Source organism: Verrucomicrobiia bacterium, assembly GCA_019634625.1.
Classification (GTDB): domain Bacteria; phylum Verrucomicrobiota; class Verrucomicrobiia; order Limisphaerales; family CAIMTB01; genus CAIMTB01.
The window spans coordinates 1-21,930 of the sequence record JAHCBA010000016.1; the positions used below are offsets into that span (position 1 = coordinate 1).

At 67.5% G+C, this 21,930-nt stretch carries 15 protein-coding genes; 3 read left to right on the forward strand and 12 right to left on the reverse strand.

The annotated features are described in order from the left end of the window. Positions 1 to 261: 261 nt before the first annotated feature. Entirely contained in the window at positions 262 to 480 is a 219-nt protein-coding gene (locus KF833_11235; protein MBX3745870.1) for a ribbon-helix-helix protein, CopG family, read from the forward strand. After that, on the forward strand, positions 477 to 878 hold the full coding sequence (locus tag KF833_11240; protein ID MBX3745871.1) for a putative toxin-antitoxin system toxin component, PIN family: 402 nt from the start codon (positions 477 to 479) through the stop codon (positions 876 to 878). Before KF833_11235 ends, KF833_11240 begins: the two co-directional genes overlap by 4 nt. A gap of 902 nt (positions 879 to 1,780) precedes the next feature. Here KF833_11240 and KF833_11245 read toward each other — a convergent pair. The 10 genes from KF833_11245 to KF833_11290 form a co-directional block, all read right to left on the reverse strand. Next, a complete protein-coding gene (locus tag KF833_11245; protein ID MBX3745872.1) occupies positions 1,781 to 3,544 on the reverse strand; it encodes a sulfite reductase subunit alpha in 1,764 nt (587 codons plus the stop codon). Between the two features lie 62 nt (positions 3,545 to 3,606). After that, positions 3,607 to 5,400, reverse strand: a complete 1,794-nt coding sequence (locus KF833_11250) for a NirA family protein (protein MBX3745873.1) — start codon at positions 5,398 to 5,400, stop codon at positions 3,607 to 3,609. Between the two features lie 166 nt (positions 5,401 to 5,566). Beyond that, entirely contained in the window at positions 5,567 to 7,768 is a 2,202-nt protein-coding gene (locus tag KF833_11255) for a nitrate reductase (GenBank protein ID MBX3745874.1), read from the reverse strand. Positions 7,769 to 7,848: 80 nt separating this feature from the next. Further along, positions 7,849 to 9,666, reverse strand: coding sequence for a dimethyl sulfoxide reductase anchor subunit (locus KF833_11260; GenBank protein ID MBX3745875.1), 1,818 nt, complete (start codon positions 9,664 to 9,666; stop codon positions 7,849 to 7,851). A gap of 22 nt (positions 9,667 to 9,688) precedes the next feature. Continuing rightward, entirely contained in the window at positions 9,689 to 11,089 is a 1,401-nt protein-coding gene (locus tag KF833_11265; protein MBX3745876.1) for an alginate export family protein, read from the reverse strand. 16 nt (positions 11,090 to 11,105) lie between these two features. After that, positions 11,106 to 12,056 carry an ABC transporter ATP-binding protein gene (locus KF833_11270; GenBank protein ID MBX3745877.1) on the reverse strand — a complete coding sequence of 317 codons (951 nt, stop codon included), beginning with the start codon at positions 12,054 to 12,056 and terminating at the stop codon, positions 11,106 to 11,108. After that, a complete protein-coding gene (locus KF833_11275) occupies positions 12,053 to 12,967 on the reverse strand; it encodes an ABC transporter ATP-binding protein (GenBank protein ID MBX3745878.1) in 915 nt (304 codons plus the stop codon). Before KF833_11275 ends, KF833_11270 begins: the two co-directional genes overlap by 4 nt. A 2-nt stretch (positions 12,968 to 12,969) precedes the next feature. After that, positions 12,970 to 13,938 carry an ABC transporter permease gene (locus KF833_11280; protein ID MBX3745879.1) on the reverse strand — a complete coding sequence of 323 codons (969 nt, stop codon included), beginning with the start codon at positions 13,936 to 13,938 and terminating at the stop codon, positions 12,970 to 12,972. Between the two features lie 49 nt (positions 13,939 to 13,987). Then, entirely contained in the window at positions 13,988 to 15,325 is a 1,338-nt protein-coding gene (locus KF833_11285; GenBank protein ID MBX3745880.1) for an ABC transporter substrate-binding protein, read from the reverse strand. 24 nt (positions 15,326 to 15,349) lie between these two features. Then, positions 15,350 to 16,456 carry an ABC transporter substrate-binding protein gene (locus KF833_11290; protein MBX3745881.1) on the reverse strand — a complete coding sequence of 369 codons (1,107 nt, stop codon included), beginning with the start codon at positions 16,454 to 16,456 and terminating at the stop codon, positions 15,350 to 15,352. 91 nt (positions 16,457 to 16,547) lie between these two features. On the opposite strand from KF833_11290, the gene KF833_11295 reads away from it, so the two are divergent. Continuing rightward, on the forward strand, positions 16,548 to 17,519 hold the full coding sequence (locus KF833_11295; protein ID MBX3745882.1) for a LysR family transcriptional regulator: 972 nt from the start codon (positions 16,548 to 16,550) through the stop codon (positions 17,517 to 17,519). Between the two features lie 316 nt (positions 17,520 to 17,835). Here KF833_11295 and KF833_11300 read toward each other — a convergent pair whose 3' ends face one another. Both KF833_11300 and KF833_11305 read right to left on the reverse strand, forming a co-directional pair. Continuing rightward, complete coding sequence (locus tag KF833_11300) at positions 17,836 to 18,549, reverse strand: hypothetical protein (protein MBX3745883.1); 714 nt, start codon at positions 18,547 to 18,549, stop codon at positions 17,836 to 17,838. Positions 18,550 to 19,112: 563 nt separating this feature from the next. Beyond that, entirely contained in the window at positions 19,113 to 20,783 is a 1,671-nt protein-coding gene (locus KF833_11305) for a hypothetical protein (protein ID MBX3745884.1), read from the reverse strand. Positions 20,784 to 21,930: the final 1,147 nt, after the last annotated feature.

Consider the following 21,930-nt stretch of genomic DNA (forward strand, 5'->3'; position numbering starts at 1 on the left):
CCCCTGGCGGGGTCGGGAGGTGGGAGGGCATTCATTCCGGGGGTCGAACCCGCGAGGCCGGGTTCGACCCCCGGCTAATCGCTGGAAACCCTGCGGGTTTCTGAGGTGGCTGGGTGAGGGATTGTGGCGCCCTGGACCGAGGAATGGCGTTGCTTCAGGGGTTGGCGGCGTTCGGCGAGGGTGGAAGGGGAGTGGGGCGACGGAGTGGGTCTGTCGCGGGAACGTTGACGGTGGACTGGCTGTCACATATTGTCTTACACCATGAGGGACACGCTCACCATCAGTCTTCCCGCGGAATTGCGCCAGCAGGTGGCCCGGGCCTGCAAACGCCGGAAGCTGACCCAGAGCGAGTTCATTCGCCGCGCGGTGCAGGAGATGCTGTGGGAGGAAGCGATCGAGGCATCGCGTCGCAAGCTCGCTCCCATGGCCCGCGCCCAGGGCCTGTACACGGATGAGGATGTCTTCCGGGTGATCTCGTGAAGGTGGTCCTCGACACGAATGTCCTGCTGGCGGCCGTGCTCGCCGACGGGTTGTGCCGCGATCTGGTCAGCAAGCGCATCCGGGCCCATGAACTCCTGACTTCCGATGTTCTGCTGGATGAACTCGCCGGACAGTTCCGCAAGAGGTTCGATGTCAATCCGGATGAGATTCCGTTCCTGACCGCGTATCGAGAGCGCGCGACCCTGGTTTCGCCGCTTCCCCTGCCGGCGCCCGTCTGCCGGGATTCCGACGATGACTGGGTGCTCGCCACGGCGGTTGCCGGTCGAGCGGATGTCGTTGTCACGGGTGATCAGGATCTGCTGGTACTGGGCCAGTACGCCGGCGTTCGTATCCTTTCGCCGCGCCAGTTTCTGGAGATGCTGGACCGGGAGATCTGAGCCGCAGCCATGCAATAGGGTCGGGCGCGCTGGCTTGATCTTTGCGGGCACGAGCTTCGTCGTTCGCTCCTTATGTGTAGGCGTTCCGGGACGCGTCTCGCCCGCTCCTCGTGTTGCGCCAAGATCTGCGACCCCCGGCGGGGTCGGGAGGTGGGAGGGGAATCATTCCGGGGGTCGAACCCGCGAAGCCGGGTTCGACCCCCGGCTAATCGCTGGAAACCCTGCGGGTTTCTGAGGCGGCTGGGTGAGGGATTGTGGCGCCCTGGATCGAGGAATGGCGTTGCTTCAGGGGTTCGCGGAGTTCGGCGAGGGTGGAAGGGGAGTGGGGCGGACTCGCAGAGCTCGTCCCTCCGGAAGGTGAAGCGAGGGGTGCAATCGGAGGGCCGAGTTCCACGAGGCCGCAGGGGGGTGGAGCGATGGATTGGGGACTCGCGGAGCTCGTCCCTCCGGAGGGTGAAGCGAGGGGTGCAATCGGAGGGCCGAGTTCCACGAGGCTGCAGGGGGGTGGGGCGATGGATTGGGGACTCGCGGAGCTCGTCCCTCCGAAGGGTGAATCGGAGGGCCGAGTTCTACGAGGCCGCGAGGGGAGTGGGGCGTTGGGCGCATCTCAGTTCTCTTGCAGCAGGCCTCGTACTCGTACTCGTACTCGTAATCGCCCTCCCCCGTTTCCACGCGGAATGGGAGGTCCGGGCAGGATCGAACCCATCGGGCTGGCGAGGGGGCGATGATCGAGGGGGTGTGTCTGCGGGATCGATGACGCGTACGAGTACCGCCCTTCGGGCTGAGTACGAGATCCGAGTAAGGGGGAAAGGGTGTGGGGCGACGGATTGGGGACTCGCGGAGCTCGTCCCTCCGGAGGGAAGCAGGGGGGTGCCATCGGAGGGCGGATTGTCCGGGGCGTGTCAGTAGATGTCGCGGCGGTAACGGGATTGGGATTGGAGGTGGCGGAGGTATTCGGCGGCCTGGTCGGGGGTGCGGCCGCCGGCTTCCTGGATGACGCGATGGAGGGCGGTCTCGACGTCGCGGGCCATGCGGGTGGCGTCGCCGCAGACGTAGAGGGCGGCGCCGCGTTCGAGCCAGTCCCAGAGCTCGCGGGCGGCTTCGAGGAGGCGATGCTGGACGTAGATTTTTTCCGATTGGTCGCGGGACCAGGCGAGGTCGAGGCGGGTGAGGAGTCCGTCGCGGGCGAAGGTTTCGAGTTCGTCGCGATAGAGGTAGTCGGTGGCGGCGCGCTGGTCGCCGAAGAAGAGCCAGTTGGGACCGGGGGCGCCGAGGGCGCGGCGTTCCTCGAGGAAGGCGCGGAAGGGGGCGATGCCGGTGCCGGGTCCGATCATGATGAGGGGGACGTCGGGCGCGGGCGGGCGGAAGGAGGGGTTGGCGTGGACGAAGACGGGGACGGTGGCGGGCGGGGCGGCGCGGTCGGCGAGGAAGCAGGAGGCGACGCCGCGACGGTCGCGCTGGAGGGCATGGTAGCGGACCGCGCTGACGGTGAGGTGGACTTCGCCGGGATGGGCCTTGGGGCTGGAGGAGATGGAGTAGAGACGGGGCTGGAGTTTGCGGAGAAGTCCGACGAAGGCGGCGGGGTCGGGTCGGACCTGGGGGTGGTCGAGGAGCAGGTCGAGGAGGTCGCGACCGCGGGTGTAGGCCTGGAGTTCGCCGTTGGCGTCGGGGGCGGTGATGCGCTGGAGGACGGGGTCGCCGGTGTGCCGGGCGAAGTGGGCAAGGAGGGAGGGGGTGAGGCGGCCGAGTTCGTAGTGATTGAGGAGGGCGAGGCGGAGCGGGACGGTGTCGTCGTCGCGACCGGGGACGGCTTCTTCGCCGTCGCAGCCGAGGGCGTCGAGGATGGCGCGGACGAGTTCGGGACATTGGGTGGGCCAGACGCCGAGGGCGTCGCCGGCTTCGTAGGTGAGGCCGGAGCCGGCAAGATCGAGTTCGAAGTGGCGGACATCCTTGGCGGAGCCGGGGGCGCCGAGGGGGCGGTTGGTCTTGAGGAGGGAGGGGTAGGGGTTGGAGCGGGTGAAGGTGGGGGGTGGAGGGGGGGGAAGGGACGGAAGGGACGGAAGGGACGGAAGGGACGCAGGGGGCGTGAGGGACGTGAGGGCGGCTTCGAGCCAGGATTGGAACTCGCGTTCGAAGTCGGCGTCGCAGTCCTGGCGGGGGACGAGGCGGGATGCGCCGAGGGATTCGAGGCGGGCGTCGAGGTCGCGACCGAACTGGCAGAAGCGGGGGTAGTTGGAGTCGCCGAGGGCGCAGATGGCGACGCGGGTGCGTTCGCAGCGCGGGGCGTTTTCGGCGGCGAGGGATTGCCAGAAGGCGCGGGCGTTGTCAGGCGGTTCGCCGTCGCCGTAGGTGCTGACGACCAGGAGGACGGCGGGATCAGCGGCGAGCTGGGCGGGGGAATAGCTGGCGAGGTCGTGGACGGTGGGGGCGAAGCCGCGCTGGCCGGCGAGTTTGGCGATGCGCCTGGCAAGGCGCTCGGCATTGCCGGTCTGGGAGCCGAAGGCGACGGTCAGCGGCGCGAGGGCGGGAGTGGGCGCAGGCGTCGGGGTGCCGGGACCTGGGATGGGTGTGTGGGAGAAGAGTCCGGCGAGGAAGCCGTTGAGGTAGGCGCGCTGTTCGGCGGTGAAGGGGGCGTCGGCGGGGAGGACGGGGACGTACCGGGTCATGGCGGCGCGGGGTTGGGGTTTGGGTATGGGGGGAGGTGGGGAGGGTCGGAGACGGCGCGGGATCAGGAAGCCATTTGCTGGAGGGCGTCGAGGTCGTGGCGCCGGGTGAACTCGATGAACGATTCGCCGGGGTGGCGCCGGTCCTGGTAGTGGAGGAGGAGCCGTTCGAGGAGCGGGGGGATCTGTTCGAAGGGAAGGGCGGTGAAGACCTGGCGGCCGATGCCGCTTTCGGCGCCGGTGCCGCCGCCGAGGACGACGTGGTAGCCTTCGGCGGTGGCGCTGCCGGACGGGACCTTGACGCCCTGGAGGCCGATGTCGCCGACGTAGTGTTGGGCGCAGGAATTGGGGCAGCCGGTGAGGTGGATGTTGATGGGGCGGTCGAGGGCGACGCGGGGTTCGAGGTGCCGGGCGAGGGCGAGGGCATGGGCCTTGGTGGCGGTGGCGGCCCATTGGCAGCCGGCGTTGCCGGTGCAGGCGACCAGTCCGCCGGTGACGCTTTCGGCGCGGTGATGGAGTCCGATGCGGACGAGCTGGCGCTGGACGGTGGGGACGAAGGCGTCGGGGAGATCGGGGATGAGGACGTTCTGCCAGGGGGTGAGGCGGAGATGTCCGCTGCCGTAGTTGGCGGCGAGGTCGGCGAGGCGGCGCATCTGGCGGGAGGTGAGGATGCCGACGGGCACGACGACGCCGAGGTAGTTGAGGCCGGGCTGGCGCTGGCGATAGGTGCCGAGGTGACCGTGTTTGATGGCGGGGGAACGGGGCTGGCAGCGATCGAGGGGGACGCGAAGAAGGGGGAAGGCGAGCTTCTTCTGGGTCTCCTCGAGGAATTTCGGGATGCCCCAGCGGTCCACGAGGTACTTGAGGCGGGCCTTCTTGCGGTCGGTGCGGTCGCCATGGGCGATGAAGACGCGGATCATGGCGGCGGCGACGGCGACGGCCTGGGAGGGCGGGATGGCGAGGCCGGAGTCGGTGGCGAGCTGGCGATGGCCGGTGATGCCGCAGAGTTCGAGACGGAAGTGGACGCCGGGTTCGAGGGGGATGGGGGCGGGGTCGGAGAGGGGGGTGCCGGTGGTGTCCGGAGGGACGGTGACGGCCATGAAGCCGATGTCGTTGGTGTCGGCGACGGTGTCGATGGATCCGCCGCCCTCGAAGGCGACGTTGAACTTGCGGGGAAGGTCGTAGAGGTCGCGGTGATTGAGGATGTAGTGGTGGAGGGCGTGGGCGTAGGGGCGGGTGTCGAGGAGTTCCTGGGGGTCGAAGCCGGCGGTGGGGGAGGCGGTGATGTTGCGGACGTTGTCCACGCCGGAGCCGCGGGAGGTGAGGCCGAGGGATTGGAGGCGGGTGACGACCTGGACGAGATGGCGCGGGGCGATGCCGCGGATCTGGAGATTGGAACGGGTGGTGACGGCGGCCTTGCCGTCGCCGAAGTCGTCGCTGAGTGCGGCCAGCCCGGTGAGTTGGGCGGCGGTGAGTTCGCCGGCAGGGATGCGGCAGCGGAGCATGAAGCTGTTCTGGGCGGGGGCGACGTAAAAGAGACCGTGGTACCGGAAGCGGAAGGTGTCGGCGGCGTCGGGGAAGCGGTTCTGTTCGGCGTGTTCAAGGAGGCGATCCCAGGCGTCGAGTCCGTGGAGTTCACGCTTCCAGAGTTCCTGGCGGGTGAGGTCGGAGATCGGGGTGCCATGGACGGTTTCCTCGGCGGGCGCAGCGAGGTTGGGTCCGCCGAGGTTGGAGTTGTCCGTCAGGGTGCCGGTATCGGGCAGTGCACCGACGTAGGGATAGAGCTGGCGCTGCGCGATGCCGGCGAGGAAGCCGGTGAGGTATTCTTTTTGTTCGGGGTTGAAGGTGGAGAGGGGCATGGGAGGGGGATCTGAAGGCTGAAACCTGAAGGCTGAAACCTGAAGACGGAGGGTGGAGGGTGGAGGGTGGAGGGTGGAGGGTGGAGGGTGGAGGGTGGAGGGTGGAGGGTGGAGGGTGGAGATTGACGAAGGGGGGGGGACTTCGGGGGGGGAGCAAATGTCAAATTCAGAGATGTGACCCCGATGAGGGGGGGAGGGGGGTGACGGTGACGGCGCAGTGTTTGTAGGCGGGTTGGCGGGAGTGGGGATCGTAGGCGGGGAGGGTGAGCCGGTTGACTTCGGGGTAGTGCATGGGGAGGAAGACCTGGCCGGGTTGAACGGTGGCGACGATGAAGGCGGTGGCGGTGAGGGATCCGCGGCGGGAGGATACGGTGACTTCGGCGTTGGGGGTGACGCCGAGCTGGGCGGCGTCGTCGGGATGGATTTCGAGGTAGCAGCGCCGGGGGTGGAGCTGGCGGAGGATGGCGGATTTGCCGGTGCGGGTCTGGGTGTGCCATTGGGCGGAGGTGCCGCGGCCGGTGAGGAGGATGAGCGGGTAGTTGCGGTCGGGGGATTCGGGGGCGGGTCGTGGCGCCTCGAAGAGGAGGCGGGCGCGGCCGTCGGGTGTGAAGAAGCGGCCGTTGGCGAAGAGGCGCCGTTCGCTGGAGGGGGACGCGGGTTGGGAGGGGTCGGGAGGCGGGGCGCCTTCGGGTTGGGGAAAGGGCCATTGGATGCCGCCGGAGTCGGCGAGGTGGTCGTAGTCGCGGATGCCGGTGAAGTCGCAGGGTTGGCCGGCGGAGAGGCGTTGCAGGATGCGAAACACCGCGGCGGGGGAGGTCCATTCGGCGAATTGCGGTCCGCAACCCCAGCGGTCGGCGACGAGGCGGAAGATGGCGAAATCGGAGAGGGCCTGTCCCGGGGCGCGGGCGACTTTGCGGACGATGCCGAGGCGGCGTTCGGAGTTGATGAAGGTGCCGTCCTTTTCTCCCCAGCCGGCGGCGGGGAGGACGAGATGCGCGAGTTGGGCGGTGTCGGTGGACGGGTAGAGATCCTGGACGGCGAGGAAGTCGAGGCGTTCGAGGGCGCGGCGGAAGGCGGCGCGGTCGATCCAGGAATGGGCGCCGTTGGTGGCGATGATCCAGAGGGCGCGGATCTGGCCGGCGGCGACGCGGTCGAGGATCTGGTCGTAGGCGAGGGACGGCTGGGACGGGATGGAGGACTCGGGGAAGCCGAGGAGGCGGGCGACGTCGGCGCGGTGGGCAGGTTGATCGAAGCGGCGACCGCCGAGGAGGCTGGTGGTGTTGCTGAAGAGGCGGGAGCCCATGGCATTGCACTGGCCGGTGATGGAGTTGGGACCGGTTCCGGGGCGGCCGATGTTGCCGGTGATGAGGGCGAGATTGATGACGGCCTGGGCGGTGCGGACGGCCTCGTGGCCCTGGTTGACCCCCATGGTCCACCAGAAGCTCACGGCGCGGCCGCGTCCGATGGTCTCCGCGGCGCGGAAGAGCGTGCCCACCGTCAGGCCGGTCTCGGCGGCCACGCGGTCCGGGGTGAACTCGCGGACGAACTCGCGGAACCCGGCGAAGCCGGTGGTGTGGGCTTCGATGAAGGCGGGTTGGTGCCAGCCCGAGGCGATGATGAGATGGGCAAGGCCGTAGAGGAGGACGAGATCGGACTTGGGGCGGAGGGCGAGATGCTGGGTGGCGGCGCTGGCGGTTTCGGTGCGGCGCGGATCGATGACGAGGAGGGCGGGGCGATGGGGGTTGCGCTGGACGCGCTGCCAGAGGATGGGATGGGCGATGGCGAGATTGGAGCCGAGGAAGACGAGGACATCGGACGCCTCGAAATCGGCGTAGGTGTAGGGGGGGGCGTCGAAGCCGAAGCTTTCCTTGTAGGCGACGTGGGAGGTGGCCATGCACTGGCGGGTGTTGGAATCGCCGTGGAGTCCGCCCATGCCGAATTTGAAGAGCGCGCCGAGGAGGGCCATTTCCTCGGTGCAGATTTGTCCGGTGCCGAGGAAGGCGATGCTTTCCGGGCCGTGGCGTTCGAGGGTGTCGCGGAAGCGGTGGACGAAGGTGTCGATGGCGACGTCCCAGGACACGGGGCGCTGGGTGCCGGTGGCGTCGCGGAGGAGCGGGGTGACGGCGCGATCCGGGGCGGCCAGCGGGGTGAGGGCTTCCCAGCCTTTGGGGCAGGCCATGCCGAGATTCACCGGGTAGTCGGGGGTTGGGGAGAGGTTCACGGCGTGGCCATCGCGGAGGTGGACGCGGAGGCTGCAACCGGTGGCGCAGAAGCCGCAGATCAGATCGGTGGTTGCCTGGGGGGCGAGGCGTTCGGGGAGCTGGCCGAGTCCGCCGGTGGGCGCGGTGCGGGCGAGTTCGCGGGTCATCGAGCCGTCCCAGCGGCGGAGGAGCGCGAGCGGGCCGGTCGGGCGGGGCGGTGAGGTCGGGGGCTGGGTTGGGGAGAGGTTCACGAAGCGATTCCTCCGGGCATGCGGTCGGGGGCGACGGCGACAAAGAACAGGTGACGTTCGAGGACGATTCCGAGGGCGAGGGCGAGGAGGATCGGCCACGCGACGAGGGGCGTGGCGCCGGCGAGAACGGTGGCAAGGCCGGTGGTGGCGAGGCCGGCGGCGATCCCGCGGGCGGTCCAGAGTCCGAGGAAAGGGGCGCGAAGGAGGGCGGCGCTGCGGGCGAGTTCGGGGTCGGACGGAGGGCGACGCCGGAACGGGATCCATTCCGCGGCGGCCCCGAGGGCGATGCCGGCCAGGGCGAGGGAGGCGAGGATCCGGGTGAGCGGTGATTCGGCGGGGGACCCGGCGAGGACCGCGGTGGCGCCGAGGGCGAGCGTGGCGCCGAGGAATCGGCCGGCAACGGAAGGGAGGTTCCAGAAGCGGCGACGGGTGGCGGCGTAGATCATGGCGGAGCTGACCACGCCGGCGAGGCCGCAGGCGGCGGTGGCGGCGGTGAGCCCAGGTGTCCATGGGGCCAAGGCGGGGAAGTACGAGGCGAACGCGGTGGCGGTGAGGAGTCCGGCATAGGCGCCAAAGGCGATGACTTCGCGGCTGAACCAGGAGGTGCGCCAGCCGAGGAAGGCGCGCCAGGCGCGGAGGGGTTGGCCGAGGTGCAGGGTGGCGAGGGCGAGGGCGACGAGTTGGAGGAGGAGGATGGGCAGGATCGGGCCGGGGGAGACGGGGACCGCGGCAGGGGATGGGAGGAGGGAGAGCAGGGCGTGGAGGGTCAGCCATCCGACGGAGAGCTGGCTCAGGGTGAGGAAGGCGACGAGGGAGGGGTGGGCGGGGGCGGGTTGAACGAGGTGGGCGTCGGCGGCGCGGGCGTGGTCAAGGCGATGGCGTCGCGAGAGGTAGCGGGTGGTGGGGAGGGTGAGTGTGGGGGAGGGGGATGCGGGGAGGAAGGGGTTGGGAGGCGTTGCGGAGGGAAGCGGAGGGGGTGCGATCGGAGGGCTGGGTTTTGCGAGGCCGCAGGGGGTTGGAGCGATGGAGTGAGGACTCGCGGAGCTCGTCCCTCCGGAAGTCCCTCCGGAAGGGAGAGGGGCAGGTAGGAGCCAGGAGGCGGCGAGCTGGGTGCGGTCCACGAGGCGGACGCGGATGGCTTCGGTGGGGCAGGCCTGGACGCAGGCGGGGGCTTCGGCGTCGGCGAGGCGGCCTTGGCACAGGTCGCACTTGCGGACGATGCCGAGGCGGGGCGAGTACTGCGGCACCTCGTAGGGGCACATCATCACGCAGTACGAGCAGCCGATGCACTGGTCGTCGAGGTGGCGGACGATGCCGGTGACGGGGTCCTTGTCGTAGGCGAGGACGGGGCAGCCGTGGAGACAGGCGGGTTCGAGGCAGTGATGGCAGGCGGCGGTGACGTGCTGGAGGAGCGGGGCGGACGGGGTGGGGGAACCGGGCTGGACGGAGTGGGCGGATTGGCGGGGGTGGGCGGGTTGCGCGATTGGGGGAGGGACGGAAGGGGGGCCTACGAGAAGGCCGACGCGGCGCCAGCTTTCGGAATCGTCGAGGCCGTTGAGGGCGTGGCAGGCGGTGACGCAGGCCTTGCAGCCGGAGCAGGCGTCGAGATCGACTTCGAAGCCGTACTGTTCGCCGGGGCGGGGGCGGGTGAGGGGGATGAGGGCGCGGTAGTGGCGGGCGAGGTCGGGTTCGGCCGGGGCGCGTTCGTGCCAGCGGGCGAAGCGGGCCACGGCCGAGAGGTCCCCCTGGTCCCGGAGCAGGTCGTCGAGGAGCGTCCGCGGGGCGGTGCTGGGGCTGGAGGGCGCGGGCGTCAAGGGGAGGGGGACACCGGACGGCTCAGAAGGTGAAGTTCATCTCCACCCAGAACCGTTCGGTGTTGGCGTAGGGCCCTTCGTCGGCGACGTAGTGGGCGTATTTGGCGAGGGCGAGCCAGTGTTTGCCGAAGCGTTTGGTGGCGAGGACGCCGTATTCCTGGCCGTAGTTGGCGCCGCCGGTTTCGGAGTGGAACTGGTGGAAGACGAAGCGGATCGGGAGGTCGGGGAGGACGCTCACCTGGGCGAAGGCGTAGAAGTCGCGGAGCCCGTTGCCGGGGGTGTTGAGGAAGACGTCGGCCCAGCCATTGAAGGCATGGAGGGTGGCGAGGGGTGTTTTGAAGCCCTGACCGTTGTCGGAACCGAGCACCTCGTAGCCGACGCCGAGAGCGACCGGCTTGACGGTCACGCCGGCCTCGACGTTGTAGTACTCGGTCCCGTAGTCGAGCGGGCTGTCGCCGTAGTCGGATTGCCAGGCGAACTCGGCGCGGTAGCCGAGGGTGACGGTGTCGGAGAGCGGGGCATGACCGGCGAAGGAGGCGCCGTAGGTGGCGGTGGAGAGGTTGCGGGACGCGGGGGCGTCGTTTTCGAGGTCGAGGAGGTAGGAATAGCCGGTGAGGCGGCCGTACTTCCATCCGGACCAGGAGGCGTTGACGACATGGGAATCGGAGTCGAGGTCGCGATTGGCGGCGGGGAGACCCGAGACATCGCCGAAGACGCGGTGGATGTCCCAGAGGTAGGCGTAGTAGAGGGTGAGATCGGGGAGGGATTTGTTTTCGAGACCGACGGCATCGAAGGTCTGCATGTTCTGGCGCCAGGCGACGTCCCCGATGAAGCGATGGTTGTCGAGGGCGAGGCGCTGACGACCGGCCTTGAGGGTGGTGTCCCAGCGCCGGTAACTCACCCAGGCCTGGTTGAGTTCGGTGGTGGTGGGGTCGGCGATGACGGTGCGGTCGGGCTGCCCGTTGGAGCCGGCGGCGTTGTAATTGTGACTGGGTCCGAGGGCGGTGATGTTTTCGCCCTCGATCATGGCCTGGAGGCCGTGGAAGGAGCCGGTGGTCAGGCCGAAGCGGGTGCGGAGCGTGGTGGCGTTCGAGTGACGCGGGCCCGGCCCGCCGCCGACGGCGTCCTGATCGGCGTATTCCCAGCGGAGCCGGGCATCGAGGGAAAGGCGGCTGTTGCCGAGGGCCTCGGGGAGGTCGGTGTTGAAGAGGCGGTTGAGGGTGCCGGGGGCGGGGGCGGGAGCGGGTGGGGTGTCGGGGGTGGATGGGGCGGAAGGGACGGATGGGACGGATGGGACGGATGGGACCGGGAGGGCGGTGCCGGGCATGGCGTAGGGGCGGGCCTGGGCGAAGACGCCGGAGACGCCGACGGCGGTCAGGGCCAGGGTGAGGGAGGCGGTGGAGATGCGGGTATGGGTTTTCATGGTGGATTGAAGGACCTCAACCAGCCTGGGGGTGCGGCTTGGAAGGCGCGTTGAGGTGCGTCAAGGGTCCGACGGGCATGGGGCGGGCCGCAAGAGGGACGTGCGGGGGTGGGGAGGGGGTCCGGGTCGGGGTTGCCGGGTCAGGGGGAGAGGGATTGGGGATCTCCGGGGTGGGCGGGGCGGAGGGGCGGTGGTGAGCGCGTTCGTTGAGGAAGACGATGAGGTGTTCGCGGAGGCGGTAGTAGTCGGGGTGTTCGAGGACGGCGCGGCGATGGCGGGGCCGGGGGAACGGGATCTCGAGGATGTCACCAACTTCGGCGGCGGGGCCATTGGTCATCATCACCACGCGATCGGCGAGGAAGAGGGCCTCATCGACGTCGTGGGTGACCATGAGGGCGGTGAGGGGATTGCGGGATTCGAGGTCGAGGAGGACCTGCTGGAGTTCCATGCGGGTGAGGGCGTCGAGCATGCCGAACGGTTCATCGAGGAGGAGCATGCGCGGGCGGAGGGCGAAGGCGCGGGCGATACCGACCCGCTGGCGCATGCCCTGGGACAATTCGCGCGGGCGCCGGTGCATGGCATCGGCCAGTCCGACGAGGGTGAGGTAGTATTCGGCGATCTGGCGGCGTTCGGCGCGGCTGGCGGTGTAGAAGACCTGGTTGATGCCGAGCATCACGTTGTCGAAGGCGCTGAGCCAGGGGAGGAGGCAGGGCGACTGGAAGACCACGCCCCGATCCGGCCCGGGTCCGGTGAGTTCGCGTCCGGCCAGGACAATGCCGCCGGAGGTGGGCGGGTTGAGGCCGGCGAGCATGGAGAGGACGGTGGACTTGCCGCAGCCGGAGTGACCGATGAGGCAGACGAACTCGCCGCGGGCGATGTGGAGATTGAAATTGCGGACGATGACCGCGGGGCCGCGGGGGGACGGGTAGGACTTGGTGAGGTTGAACAGTTCGACGTGGGCGCTCATTGGACCTCCACGGTTTCGCGGTGTTCCTCGCTTCGGCGGCGCGGGCCGCGGCCGGGGCCGAAGATGGGGCGGGGACGGTTGAGATCCTCGGGTTCGATGTCGGGGAGGACGACGCGGCGGGTGACGGCGGAGCGGGTGCGACCGCCGGAATCGAGGAGGAACTCGATCACCTGTTTGCGGACGGACTTGAAGTGCGGGTCGTGATTGAGGGCGCGCCGGTCGCGGGGGTGGGGGAGATCGATGGTGATGGACGGGCCGAGGGTGGCGGCGGGGCCGGCGGTGAGGGGGATGATGCGGTCGGCGAGGTAGATGCCTTCGTCGGGATCGTTGGTGATGAGGACGACGGTCTTGCCCTGCCGGCGGCCGAGGCGGGCGATTTCGTCCTGGAGCGTGGCGCGGGTGAGGGCGTCAAGGGCGCCGAGGGGTTCGTCGAGGAGAAGGATGCCGGGATCGGTGGCGAGGGCGCGGGCGAGGCTGACACGCTGGCGCATGCCGCCGGACAGTTCGTGGGGGCGTTTGTCGCGGGCGGCGGTGAGGTGAACGAGGTCGATGTGGCGGTCGATCTGTTCCTGCCGGCGGGCGGCGGGCCAGTGGGGGAAGACGCGATGGACGGCGAGGGCGATGTTGCCGGCGACGGTGAGCCAGGGGAGGAGGGAGTAGTTTTGGAAGACCACGGCGCGGTCGGGTCCGGGTCCGGGATTGGGGATGCCCTTGAGGAGGACGGAGCCGGCGTCGGGGCGGGAGAGTCCGGCCATGAGATTGAGGAGGGTGGTTTTGCCGGAACCGGAGTAGCCGACGATGGCGACGAACTCGCCTTCGGTCACGGAGAGGCGGATGTCGCGAAGGACGGGCGCGGTGCGATCGGCGGGGCCGAAGCCTTTGCGGACATCGCGGAGTTCGAGGAGGGCCATGGTCAGCGGGGGGTGGCGCCGAAGCTGACGGCGCGTTGGAGGGAGAGCATGAGGCGGTCGAGACCGAAGCCGATGAGGCCGATGGTGAAGACGGCGACCATGATCTGGGCGAGGGTCTGGCTGCTGCCGTTCTGGAACATGTCCCAGACGAATTTTCCGAGGCCGGGGTTCTGGGCGAGCATTTCGGCGGCGATGAGGACCATCCAGCCGACGCCGAGGGAGAGGCGGAGACCGGTGAAGATCATGGGGAGGGCAGCGGGCAGGACGATGCGGGTGATGGTCTGGAACCAGCCGAGTTTGAGGACGCGGGCGACGTTGAGGTAATCCTGCTCGATGGAGGCGACGCCGACGGAGGTGTTGATGAGCGTGGGCCAGAGGGAGCAGAGGGCGACGGTGAAGGCGGAACTGAGGAAGGCCTTTTCGAAGAGGGGCTGGGAGGGGTTGTAGAGGGCGCTGACCAGGATCATGACGATGGGCAGCCAGGCCAGGGGCGAGACCGGCTTGAAGATCTGGATGAGCGGGTTGAGGGCGAGGTGGCAGGGGCGGCTGAGTCCGCAGACGATGCCGAGCGGCACGGCGATGAGGGAGGCCACCAGGAACCCGGCGAAGACGGTTTTGAGACTGGTAAGGATCTGGTCGAGGTAGGTGGGTTTGCCGGCGTACTTGCGGTCGGTCCAGGGGGCGTCGGGATTGTCGGCGAGGAGGCGGGCCTTGCGTTCCTCCTGGCGTTTCTGGAAGGCGACGGCCTTTTCGCGTTCGCCCTGGTGGTCCTCCCAGAGATTGCCGACCTCCGTGAGGACGGCGCGGGGGCCGGGGAGCTTGCCGAAGCCGACCTCGATGCGGGCGGCGACCCAGGACCAGGCGCCGAGGAAGAGGACGAAGGCGAGGAGGGGCAGTCCGACGGTGAAGAACGCCTTCCGGGCCCAGCGTTCAAGGGTGAGGACGGCGGGATGGGGATCGGTGGGCGACATGGGGGGCGCGTTGAGGAGGCGGGGAGGGGTGCGGGATGCGGGAGGGGGTTCAGCGGGCGGCGACCGTGGTGTCCTTGAGGCCGATGGGGAAACGGGCGAGGTAGGCGTTGGGATGGCGTCCGTCGTAGGTCACGCCGTCGATGAAGGCGTCGGTGGGGGGCTTGTAGCCGTCGGTGTCGGGGAGGTCGGCCCGGGTGAGGACGCCTTCGGCGAGGAGTTCGGCGGCGGCGGCGCGATAGATGTCGGGGCGGTACACGCTGCGGGCGGTTTCGTGGTACCAGGCGTCGGGCTGGGGTTCGGCGATCTGGCCCCAGCGGCGCATCTGGGTGAGGTACCAGACCGCGTCGGAGTAGAAGGGGTAGGTGGCGTGGTGCCGGAAGAAGACGTTGAAATCGGGGAGATCGCGTTTGTCGTCCTTCGAATACTGCCAGGTGCCGGTCATGGAATTGGCGATGACCGCGACGTCGGCGCCGACGTATTCGGAGCGGGCGAGGAGGCGGGCGGCTTCACGGCGGTTGGCGGGGGAGGCGTCGAGCCATTGTCCGGCGCGGATGAGGGCCTTGACCGCGGCGATGTGGGTGCGGGGATTTTTGGCGGCCCAATCGGCGGTGACGCCGAAGACCTTTTCGGGGTTGTTGCGCCAGATTTCGTAGTCGGTGATGACCGAGACGCCGATGTCGCGGAGGACGGCCTGCTGGTTCCAGGGTTCGCCGACGCAGTAGCCGTGGATGGTGCCCTGGGCGAGGGTGGCGGGCATCTGGGGCGGGGGTGTGACCGAGATGAGGACATCGGCATCGAGGGTGCCGGTGGTGTCGGTGGGGGTGTAGTAGCCGGGATGAATGCCGCCGGCGGCGAGCCAGTAGCGGAGTTCGTAATTGTGGGTGGAGACGGGGAAGACCATGCCGAGGCGGAGGGCCTGACTGGACGCCTTGAATTCCTGGACCACGGGACGAAGGGCCTCGGCGCGAATGGGGCGGGGCGGACGCGGGGAACGCAGGGCGGGATTGGCGGCCTGCATGCGGGCCCAGACGTCCTTCGACACGGTGATGGCGTTGCCGTTGAGGTCCATGCTGAAGGCGGTCACGACGTGGGCGCGGGTGCCGTACCCGATGGTGGCGGCGAGGGGTTGGCCGGCGAGCATGTGGGCGCCGTCGAGTTCGCCGGAGATGACGCGGTCGAGGAGGATCTTCCAGTTCGCCTGGGCCTCGAGGGTCACGTAGAGATCCTCGTCTTCGAAGAAGCCCTTCTCCTTGGCGATGACGAGCGGGGCGCAATCGGTGAGTTTGATGAAGCCGAACTTGAGGTCGGGCTTTTCGGGAAGCGGCGCGGCCGGCGAGACGGTGGAGACAAGGGCCAGCAGGGCGAGGGTGATGAGGGAACGGATCATAGGGTCTGGGGTGTGGGGAGGGGGTTAAGGGTGGGCGACCGTCACGGGGCCGGCTCCGACCGCGGCTTCGGGGCCGGGTTCGGAATCGGGGACCGGGACCGGGCTCGAGCCCGCGATGGCAGCGTCGTGGAGGTCGGTTCGGTAGAGGCGGCTGAGGAGATCGGGATCGACGGGGAGATCCAATTGGCGGGCGAGCCAGGCGGCGTCTTCGAGGGTGGGCCGGTTGACCTTGGGGCCGTGGAAGGTCAGGACGTCGGGACGATGGGCCGAGCGGCCGGCCCCGAGGTTCAGGAGACCGGTCAGTGCGGGGCGGAGGACTTCGGGGGGCAGGGCGAGGCCATTCCGGCTGGCGAGCAGGCTGACGGCTTCCTCGTGATGGGCGGGATGGGCGCACCAGGCGCAGGCGTCCAACAGGGCCCGGATAAGTTGTTGGTGCTCCTCCGGGCGTTGCTCGGCCCGGTCGCGACGGACGAGGAGCACTTTCTCGGCATGGCCGGGTGCGAGGTCGGCCGAGAGCGCCGCGATGAAGCCGGCACCGGACCGGGCGGCCATCGAACCCCAGGGTTCGCCGACGCAGAATCCGTCGATGTGGCCCGCCTTGAGGTGGCTGACCACCTGCGGGGGCGGGACGACCACCAGGCGGTAATCGCGGTCCGGCATGAGACCCGCTTGCCGGAGCCATGCGCGCAAGAGGAAGGACTGCGTCGAGTGCGGATAGACGACGGCGAAGGTGTAGGGTTCCTCGCCGGACCGCTCCGGGAGTTGCGGGCAGCCGGGGGTGGCGGCGTCGGGAACGGGAAGGCGTCGGGAAAGGACGACGGTGTTGCCATGGCGATTGAGGACGAGGGCGGTGAGGCAATCGACGCGGGCGGAATTGAGGCCGTGCGTCATGGCGAGGGGCATGGGGGCCAGCGCCTGGGCGGCGTCGAGTTCGCCGCTGAGGAGTTTTTCCCGGATGGTGGCCCAGCCGATCTCGCGGCAGAGGCGGACGCGGAGTCCGTGGCGGGCGAAGAGACCGAGGTGTTGCGCGGCGAGCAGCGGGGCGGCGTGGGTGAGCGGGACATAGCCGAGCGTCCATTCGCCGGCGGGGCGGCGGGGCGGGGGACTGGGTTGACGGCTCGGGCTGCTCATCTTTGGCCAACGTGCGTCGGCGCCATGAGACAAGCGGTCGTCATGCCAGCGGCAGCCGGCTGGCTCAATGAATGCTCAGCATGTTTTTGTGATGAACGATGAATTGCGTGCATGGACCCGGTCGCCGCTCGACAGCCGGCAGCTTCGGGCGTTTGCGACCTTGGCGCGGACGGGGAGTTTCACGACGACGGGGCGGGAGCTGTTTTTGTCGCAGTCGGCGATCAGCCACTCGATGCGGGCGCTGGAAGAGGACGTCGGGTGTCGGCTTTTCGACAGGGTGGGCAAAAAAGTGAGCCTGACGCTGGCGGGGGAACAATTGCTGCACCACGCGGAGAAGATTCTCGCTGAGATGAATCAGGCGCGGGAATCGCTGGGGCGGCTGGGGAAGTGGGGACGGGGCCGGTTGCGGCTGGCGGCGAGCACGACGGCGTGCACGTACATCCTCCCGACGGTGTTGCGGGAGTTCAAGGAGGGGTTCGCCCAGTACGCGATCACCATTGTGCCGGCCGACACGGCGCAGATGCTGGATCTGTTGCACGCGGGGCGGGTGGATCTGGCACTGACGCTGGAGCCGAAGCCGGAGGAGAAGCTGGTGTTCGATCCGCTGTTTACCGACGAGCTGATGTTCCTGACCAGTCCGCGTCATGCGTGGGCGCAGGCGGGGGCGGTGGACCGCCGGGACGTGCCGACGCAGAACTACATTCTGTACGGGAAGAACAGCTACACGTTCCGGCTGGTGGACGAGTATTTCCGGAAGGAACGGCTGGTCCTCAATACCTTCATCGAGCTGGGGAGCATGGAGGCGATCAAGGAACTGGTGAAACTGAACCTGGGGATCAGCATCCTGGCACCGTGGATCGCCCGGGACGAACTGCGGGCGGGGACGCTGGTGGCGTTGTCGCTGGGGCGACGGAAACTGCGGCGCCAGTGGGGGATCGTGCGGTGGCGGTCGCGGTCGCTGAACCTGGCGGAGGAGACGTTTGTGAACCTGTGCCGGGAGGTGACGGTGCAGCTCGGGCAACCGGTGGGGAGTGGCGGGGGCGAGGAGGCGGGGATCGAGTAGGGGTCAGAGGGGGGTGAGTTGAAGGGGAGGATGGCGCGGATGGGGCGGATGGGGCGGATGGGACGGATCGGGATGGAGCTGGCGGATCGAGGGTGGGGTTTGGGGGGTGGGCTTTAGCGGGATGAGTGTGTGCCGGGCACGCTGAAGCGTGGACACCGAACGGGGTGGCGATCCGGCCCTGCGGGTGCGGGATGGAGGGGAGCGGTCAGCCGGATGCCGCTACCGAACCCAAGAAAAAGGCCCTGAATGCGGGGGCATTCAGGGCCTTGAGCTGAAGAACTGGATCGAAGCGTGACGGACGTTCTATCGAACGGAATCAGGCCTTCTTGCCGAAGCGGGAGCGCAACCCGAACAGCAAGGGCAGCAAGGCCAAGCCGCCGGCGATGTAGGTGGAGGGTTCGGGGACCACCGTCATATATGAGTCAGACTTACCACCAGGCAACGCTTGAATGTGCAAGCCAACGCGGAATTGCCCGCTGTTCAATGCGGCGATAACATCATCTACCGTAGTTGGCGCGGCTAACACAAAACTCAATGTTAACCACTCGGAAGCTGAATTCACGCCGTTTTGCGGAGGCGGCGCGGATGAATCAGCGGAAGAAGAGGCAACAAAATTGAACGCCCCCCCCCCAGGAAGATCGGGCGGAGCCGCGCCCACGGTGAAGTTTACACCCGCGCTGCTAGTAAAAGTTGGGCCGGACGTAAAGTACGGTGAAGGCGAAGTTCCCCCCCCAGGCGGAGGAGCATCAATGTAGATATCAGTTATTGACGACGCGATGCCCACATTATTCTTGAACGTCAATGTGAGAGCGCTGCCACTTCCGCCAACCTCCATGGAAAGTTGTGATGCGATGTCCGTACCATTGCCTGTTATGTTCTGCCAGTACCATGCTGCATTCGCACTCATGCTCACTCCGGCCAAAAGGCCTACAGCTGCAAGGAGCCCGACTGTTTTGGGGATTAAGTATTTCTTCATACTACTTTCATAGTGTTTGCTGATTGTTTTGCTTACAGTCGGTTCGGTCGCCATCGTGCCTACGACGAACAACTATACCGGTTTCCTCGTCGATTCTCCTACGCCGGTGCCCCTTGTCGATTCTCTTTGGTACCCTTTATCGGTCAAACGTTGGCGCTTTTGGGACATCGCCATCCCCCAAAAATACGCCGAAACCGGCTACGAATAACGTTATCGACCGGTGCGCCCAGAGCCCATTGCACCGGCAATCCCCTCTCCCAGCCTTCACTCCACCCCTCCCAAAACTACTAAGTATCTCTAGTCAAATGCGTTACGCAAACTGCCCCCGTCAGGTTTTGGACTGCGCCAGTCCCATGGCGCTCTTGTGCGTGCCATCGAGCCCACCGCCGCTCATCCACCTGCCCCCCCCAATCCCCCTCACTTCCCACCTCGAAGGTACGCTGGGCACGATGAGGAAGGCAGTGGCGACCCTGCCACGGCCTGTCCAACTCAACCGAACATCCACCATCCCAACGCCTTCTGCTCCCTTCTTTGTGCGCTTCGTGCGCTCGTGGTGACCCAATGAAAGGACGCCCGTCTCGCTCCCCGGCATGACCCCACTGCCCCCCATCCCCCTACTACAATCCCAACACCCTCCGCTCCTCCGGCAGGAACTTCCCCTCCGCCGCCAACTCGCGGTATCGCCTCGCTTGCTCGTCCCTCCCATTCGCCCGCAGGATCAAGGCGAAGTACGCCGCGATCGAGGGTTGCTCCAGTTGTTCGGGCGCCAATTGCTCCATCACCCGCAACGCCTCCGCCGACTGCTCCCGGACATGCAACGAATACGCGAACGTCGAGGCGAAAGAGGCATTCGTCGGCGCCGCCTCGTACACCTGACGCGCCATTTCATGCGGTCGCAGCTCATTGGCCTCCAGCAGCATTGCTGTCATCGCCAGGTTGTTCTTGATCGACAGATCGTTCGGGTTCGCGCTTAGCTGGGTCCCGAACAACGACATCAAGGACCGCGTCCGCCCCTCGTTGAACAGATTCTGCGTCAGCAGACTGGCCGCCCATTTTTCCCCCGGATACCGGTTCACCAACGCCGTTAGGATCTCCCGAATCTCGTCCACCCACCGCCAGCGCGCCACCGCCTGGAGGAGCATGTTCAGTGCCCCCCGATCCGAGCCCGTTGCCCGCATGGTCAACCCCCACTCGATCTCCGCCGCCCCGGTCAGGCCCAGGTTCCGCATGGCCAACGTCCGAAACGCGTGCCGCAGGAACTCCATTTCCCCCCAGGTCTGGGCCTCCAACGACGTGTTCAACCCCTCCCAATCCTGCACCGCCACCTGGAGGTCCGCCGTCATCAGGGCCACCCCGGCGTTGGTCCGATACTCCGCGGGCAGCGACCCGACCCACTCCAGCGTCGGCCGCGGCGGCACCCTGGTCATCTGCCAGATGATCATCTGATTCACCGTCCCCACCGAGTTCGTCGCCAGGGCGCGCGTGCTCATGAGTTCCTCGACGAGATTCGTGCTCCGGTTCATCCCCAGCACGTCCAGGCGTAACAACCGGTCACCGAACGCCACCTCGGGCTCCGCCAACAGGCGGTCCGTGAGCGCGATGGCGTTGTTCGTCTGCCCAATCCGCATCGCGTGCCCCACCAACTCCCGGTACGCCCGACACCGCAACGCCGAGTTCGTGGACGTCGCGGTGATCCCCTCCAACGCCTGACGCGCCTCCGCGAGGGCCTGCGTGTTGGTCCCCTGCAACCGCACCACCGCCAAGTTCAGGAGCATGACTGGGTTCTCAGGTTCCAGCCGCGACGCATCGAGGAAGTACCGTTCCGCCTCCTCCAATTGCCCCAGCACCGACGCCACCCCGCCAGCCACGTTCTGGAACTCCACCGTCTTGCGCCCCGCGTCGTTTACCCCGGCCAATGCGTTCGTCGCCGAGGCGGTATCGCGAAACGAGATCGCCGTCTGGGCCAGCGCCAGCCGGTCAGTCAACGAATCTGGCTCCAAATCGACCACCCGCTGACGCCATACCACCGCCGCTGGTGACCGATCCTTCTCCGCCATCGTCGCCAGCAGGCGAATCGCCTCGACATCCGTCGGCTTGGCGCGCACCGCCCGTTGCAGACTGATCATCGCCTTCCGCTCCTGTCCCTCCTCGAGAAATTCCTTCGCCTGCTTCACGAACCGATGTTGGCGCCACGACTTGTACCCCCGGTACGCCCCGTACCCCGTGCCCGCGAGGACGACGCATCCCACCATGAGATAGACCAAGACACGAACCCACTTCGATTTCATAGATGGTACGTTTTCGTCACGCTATCGAACCACTCTCCCCAAGCCAATCCCTCTCGTCTCCCCCTCCGCGCCTCGCGCAACCAGAATTCGGCCACCTTCCGCACCGCAATCCACGCCGACGATTCAGACGAAAGACGGTTCCTCGCACGGAGGCGCGGAGGCACAGAGAGAAAACCCCGCAATACTCGAATCCCACAAACCTCGCCTTGCCCTTTCCCTCCAGAAGGCCGTGCTCCCGCGACACCACCCAATGGCACCCGTTCCTCTTCCCCGCGTCTTTGCGTGGGCAAACACGGCCTCCCTGAGCAGCGCATTGCACGCCAACGATTCACAGAAATCCAGTTCCTCGCACGGAGCCGCTCTAGGAATTTTACTTAGGGCCACAGCGACTTCAGCTCCCAAGTTGAACTAAATCCGGCTCGCGCCGGGTAGCCCGTCGGAAACGGACCACTTGCAATGCTGCCAATGCGGTCGTACTTCCGAGAATTTATTGGCGGCGGGGTCGGGCCAAGAAGACTAATCGGTCCGGCGCCCTGAGCCAATGTAATCAGGTTGTTAATGTTCTGCTATTCGGTCAACTGCTGGCGCCTTTCGGACATGGAGATCCCCCAAAAATGCGACAAAAAATGGGTTGAATAACGTTATCGGCGGGCTTGGGTTTCGGGGAGTCGGAGGGGAGGGCGGGGGTGGCGGTTTTGATGGGTGCGGGGGGGTGGTGGTGGTAGACTGCTCTACGACAGTTCCTTATGCGAACTGGGTTGGCCGGATTCGGGGCTCCTGGGGGGGGTGGTGAGGGGTGGTTGGGGTTCGGCCGTGGCGTTGGGGATGCCGACGGAGGCGGGTGTGCGGGTGGGGGCTCGCGAAGATCGTTCCTCCGAATCGCTGGATCGTCACCGACAACGTGGGGATGGACCGGGCGAGAAGGCGATGCTTGATGCGGTGGGTCTGCGGGATCGAGGACGAGGACGAGTACCGCCCTTCGGGCTGAGTACGAGTATGGAGGAGGGGGGAATGGTGGGGTGAAATGGGTGGTGGACTCGCGGAGCTCGTCCCTCCGAATCGCTGCGTCCTCACCCATAATTCGGGGATGCGGGGGCGGGGGCGGTCGGGGCAAGTTCCGGATTGGCAAGGCGGGCGGGGGCGTGAA

What these genes read in the sequence shown, in the direction of transcription:
- KF833_11265 (MBX3745876.1), bottom strand. Translation starts at nt 11,089, where the DNA reads ATGAAAACCCATACCCGCATCTCCACCGCCTCCCTCACCCTGGCCCTG.
- KF833_11295 (MBX3745882.1), top strand. Translation starts at nt 16,548, where the DNA reads ATGAACGATGAATTGCGTGCATGGACCCGGTCGCCGCTCGACAGCCGG.
- KF833_11275 (MBX3745878.1), bottom strand. Translation starts at nt 12,967, where the DNA reads ATGGCCCTCCTCGAACTCCGCGATGTCCGCAAAGGCTTCGGCCCCGCC.
- KF833_11250 (MBX3745873.1), bottom strand. Translation starts at nt 5,400, where the DNA reads ATGCCCCTCTCCACCTTCAACCCCGAACAAAAAGAATACCTCACCGGC.
- KF833_11245 (MBX3745872.1), bottom strand. Translation starts at nt 3,544, where the DNA reads ATGACCCGGTACGTCCCCGTCCTCCCCGCCGACGCCCCCTTCACCGCC.
- KF833_11280 (MBX3745879.1), bottom strand. Translation starts at nt 13,938, where the DNA reads ATGTCGCCCACCGATCCCCATCCCGCCGTCCTCACCCTTGAACGCTGG.
- KF833_11300 (MBX3745883.1), bottom strand. Translation starts at nt 18,549, where the DNA reads ATGGCGACCGAACCGACTGTAAGCAAAACAATCAGCAAACACTATGAA.
- KF833_11305 (MBX3745884.1), bottom strand. Translation starts at nt 20,783, where the DNA reads ATGAAATCGAAGTGGGTTCGTGTCTTGGTCTATCTCATGGTGGGATGC.
- KF833_11235 (MBX3745870.1), top strand. Translation starts at nt 262, where the DNA reads ATGAGGGACACGCTCACCATCAGTCTTCCCGCGGAATTGCGCCAGCAG.
- KF833_11285 (MBX3745880.1), bottom strand. Translation starts at nt 15,325, where the DNA reads ATGATCCGTTCCCTCATCACCCTCGCCCTGCTGGCCCTTGTCTCCACC.
- KF833_11290 (MBX3745881.1), bottom strand. Translation starts at nt 16,456, where the DNA reads ATGAGCAGCCCGAGCCGTCAACCCAGTCCCCCGCCCCGCCGCCCCGCC.
- KF833_11270 (MBX3745877.1), bottom strand. Translation starts at nt 12,056, where the DNA reads ATGAGCGCCCACGTCGAACTGTTCAACCTCACCAAGTCCTACCCGTCC.
- KF833_11255 (MBX3745874.1), bottom strand. Translation starts at nt 7,768, where the DNA reads ATGACCCGCGAACTCGCCCGCACCGCGCCCACCGGCGGACTCGGCCAG.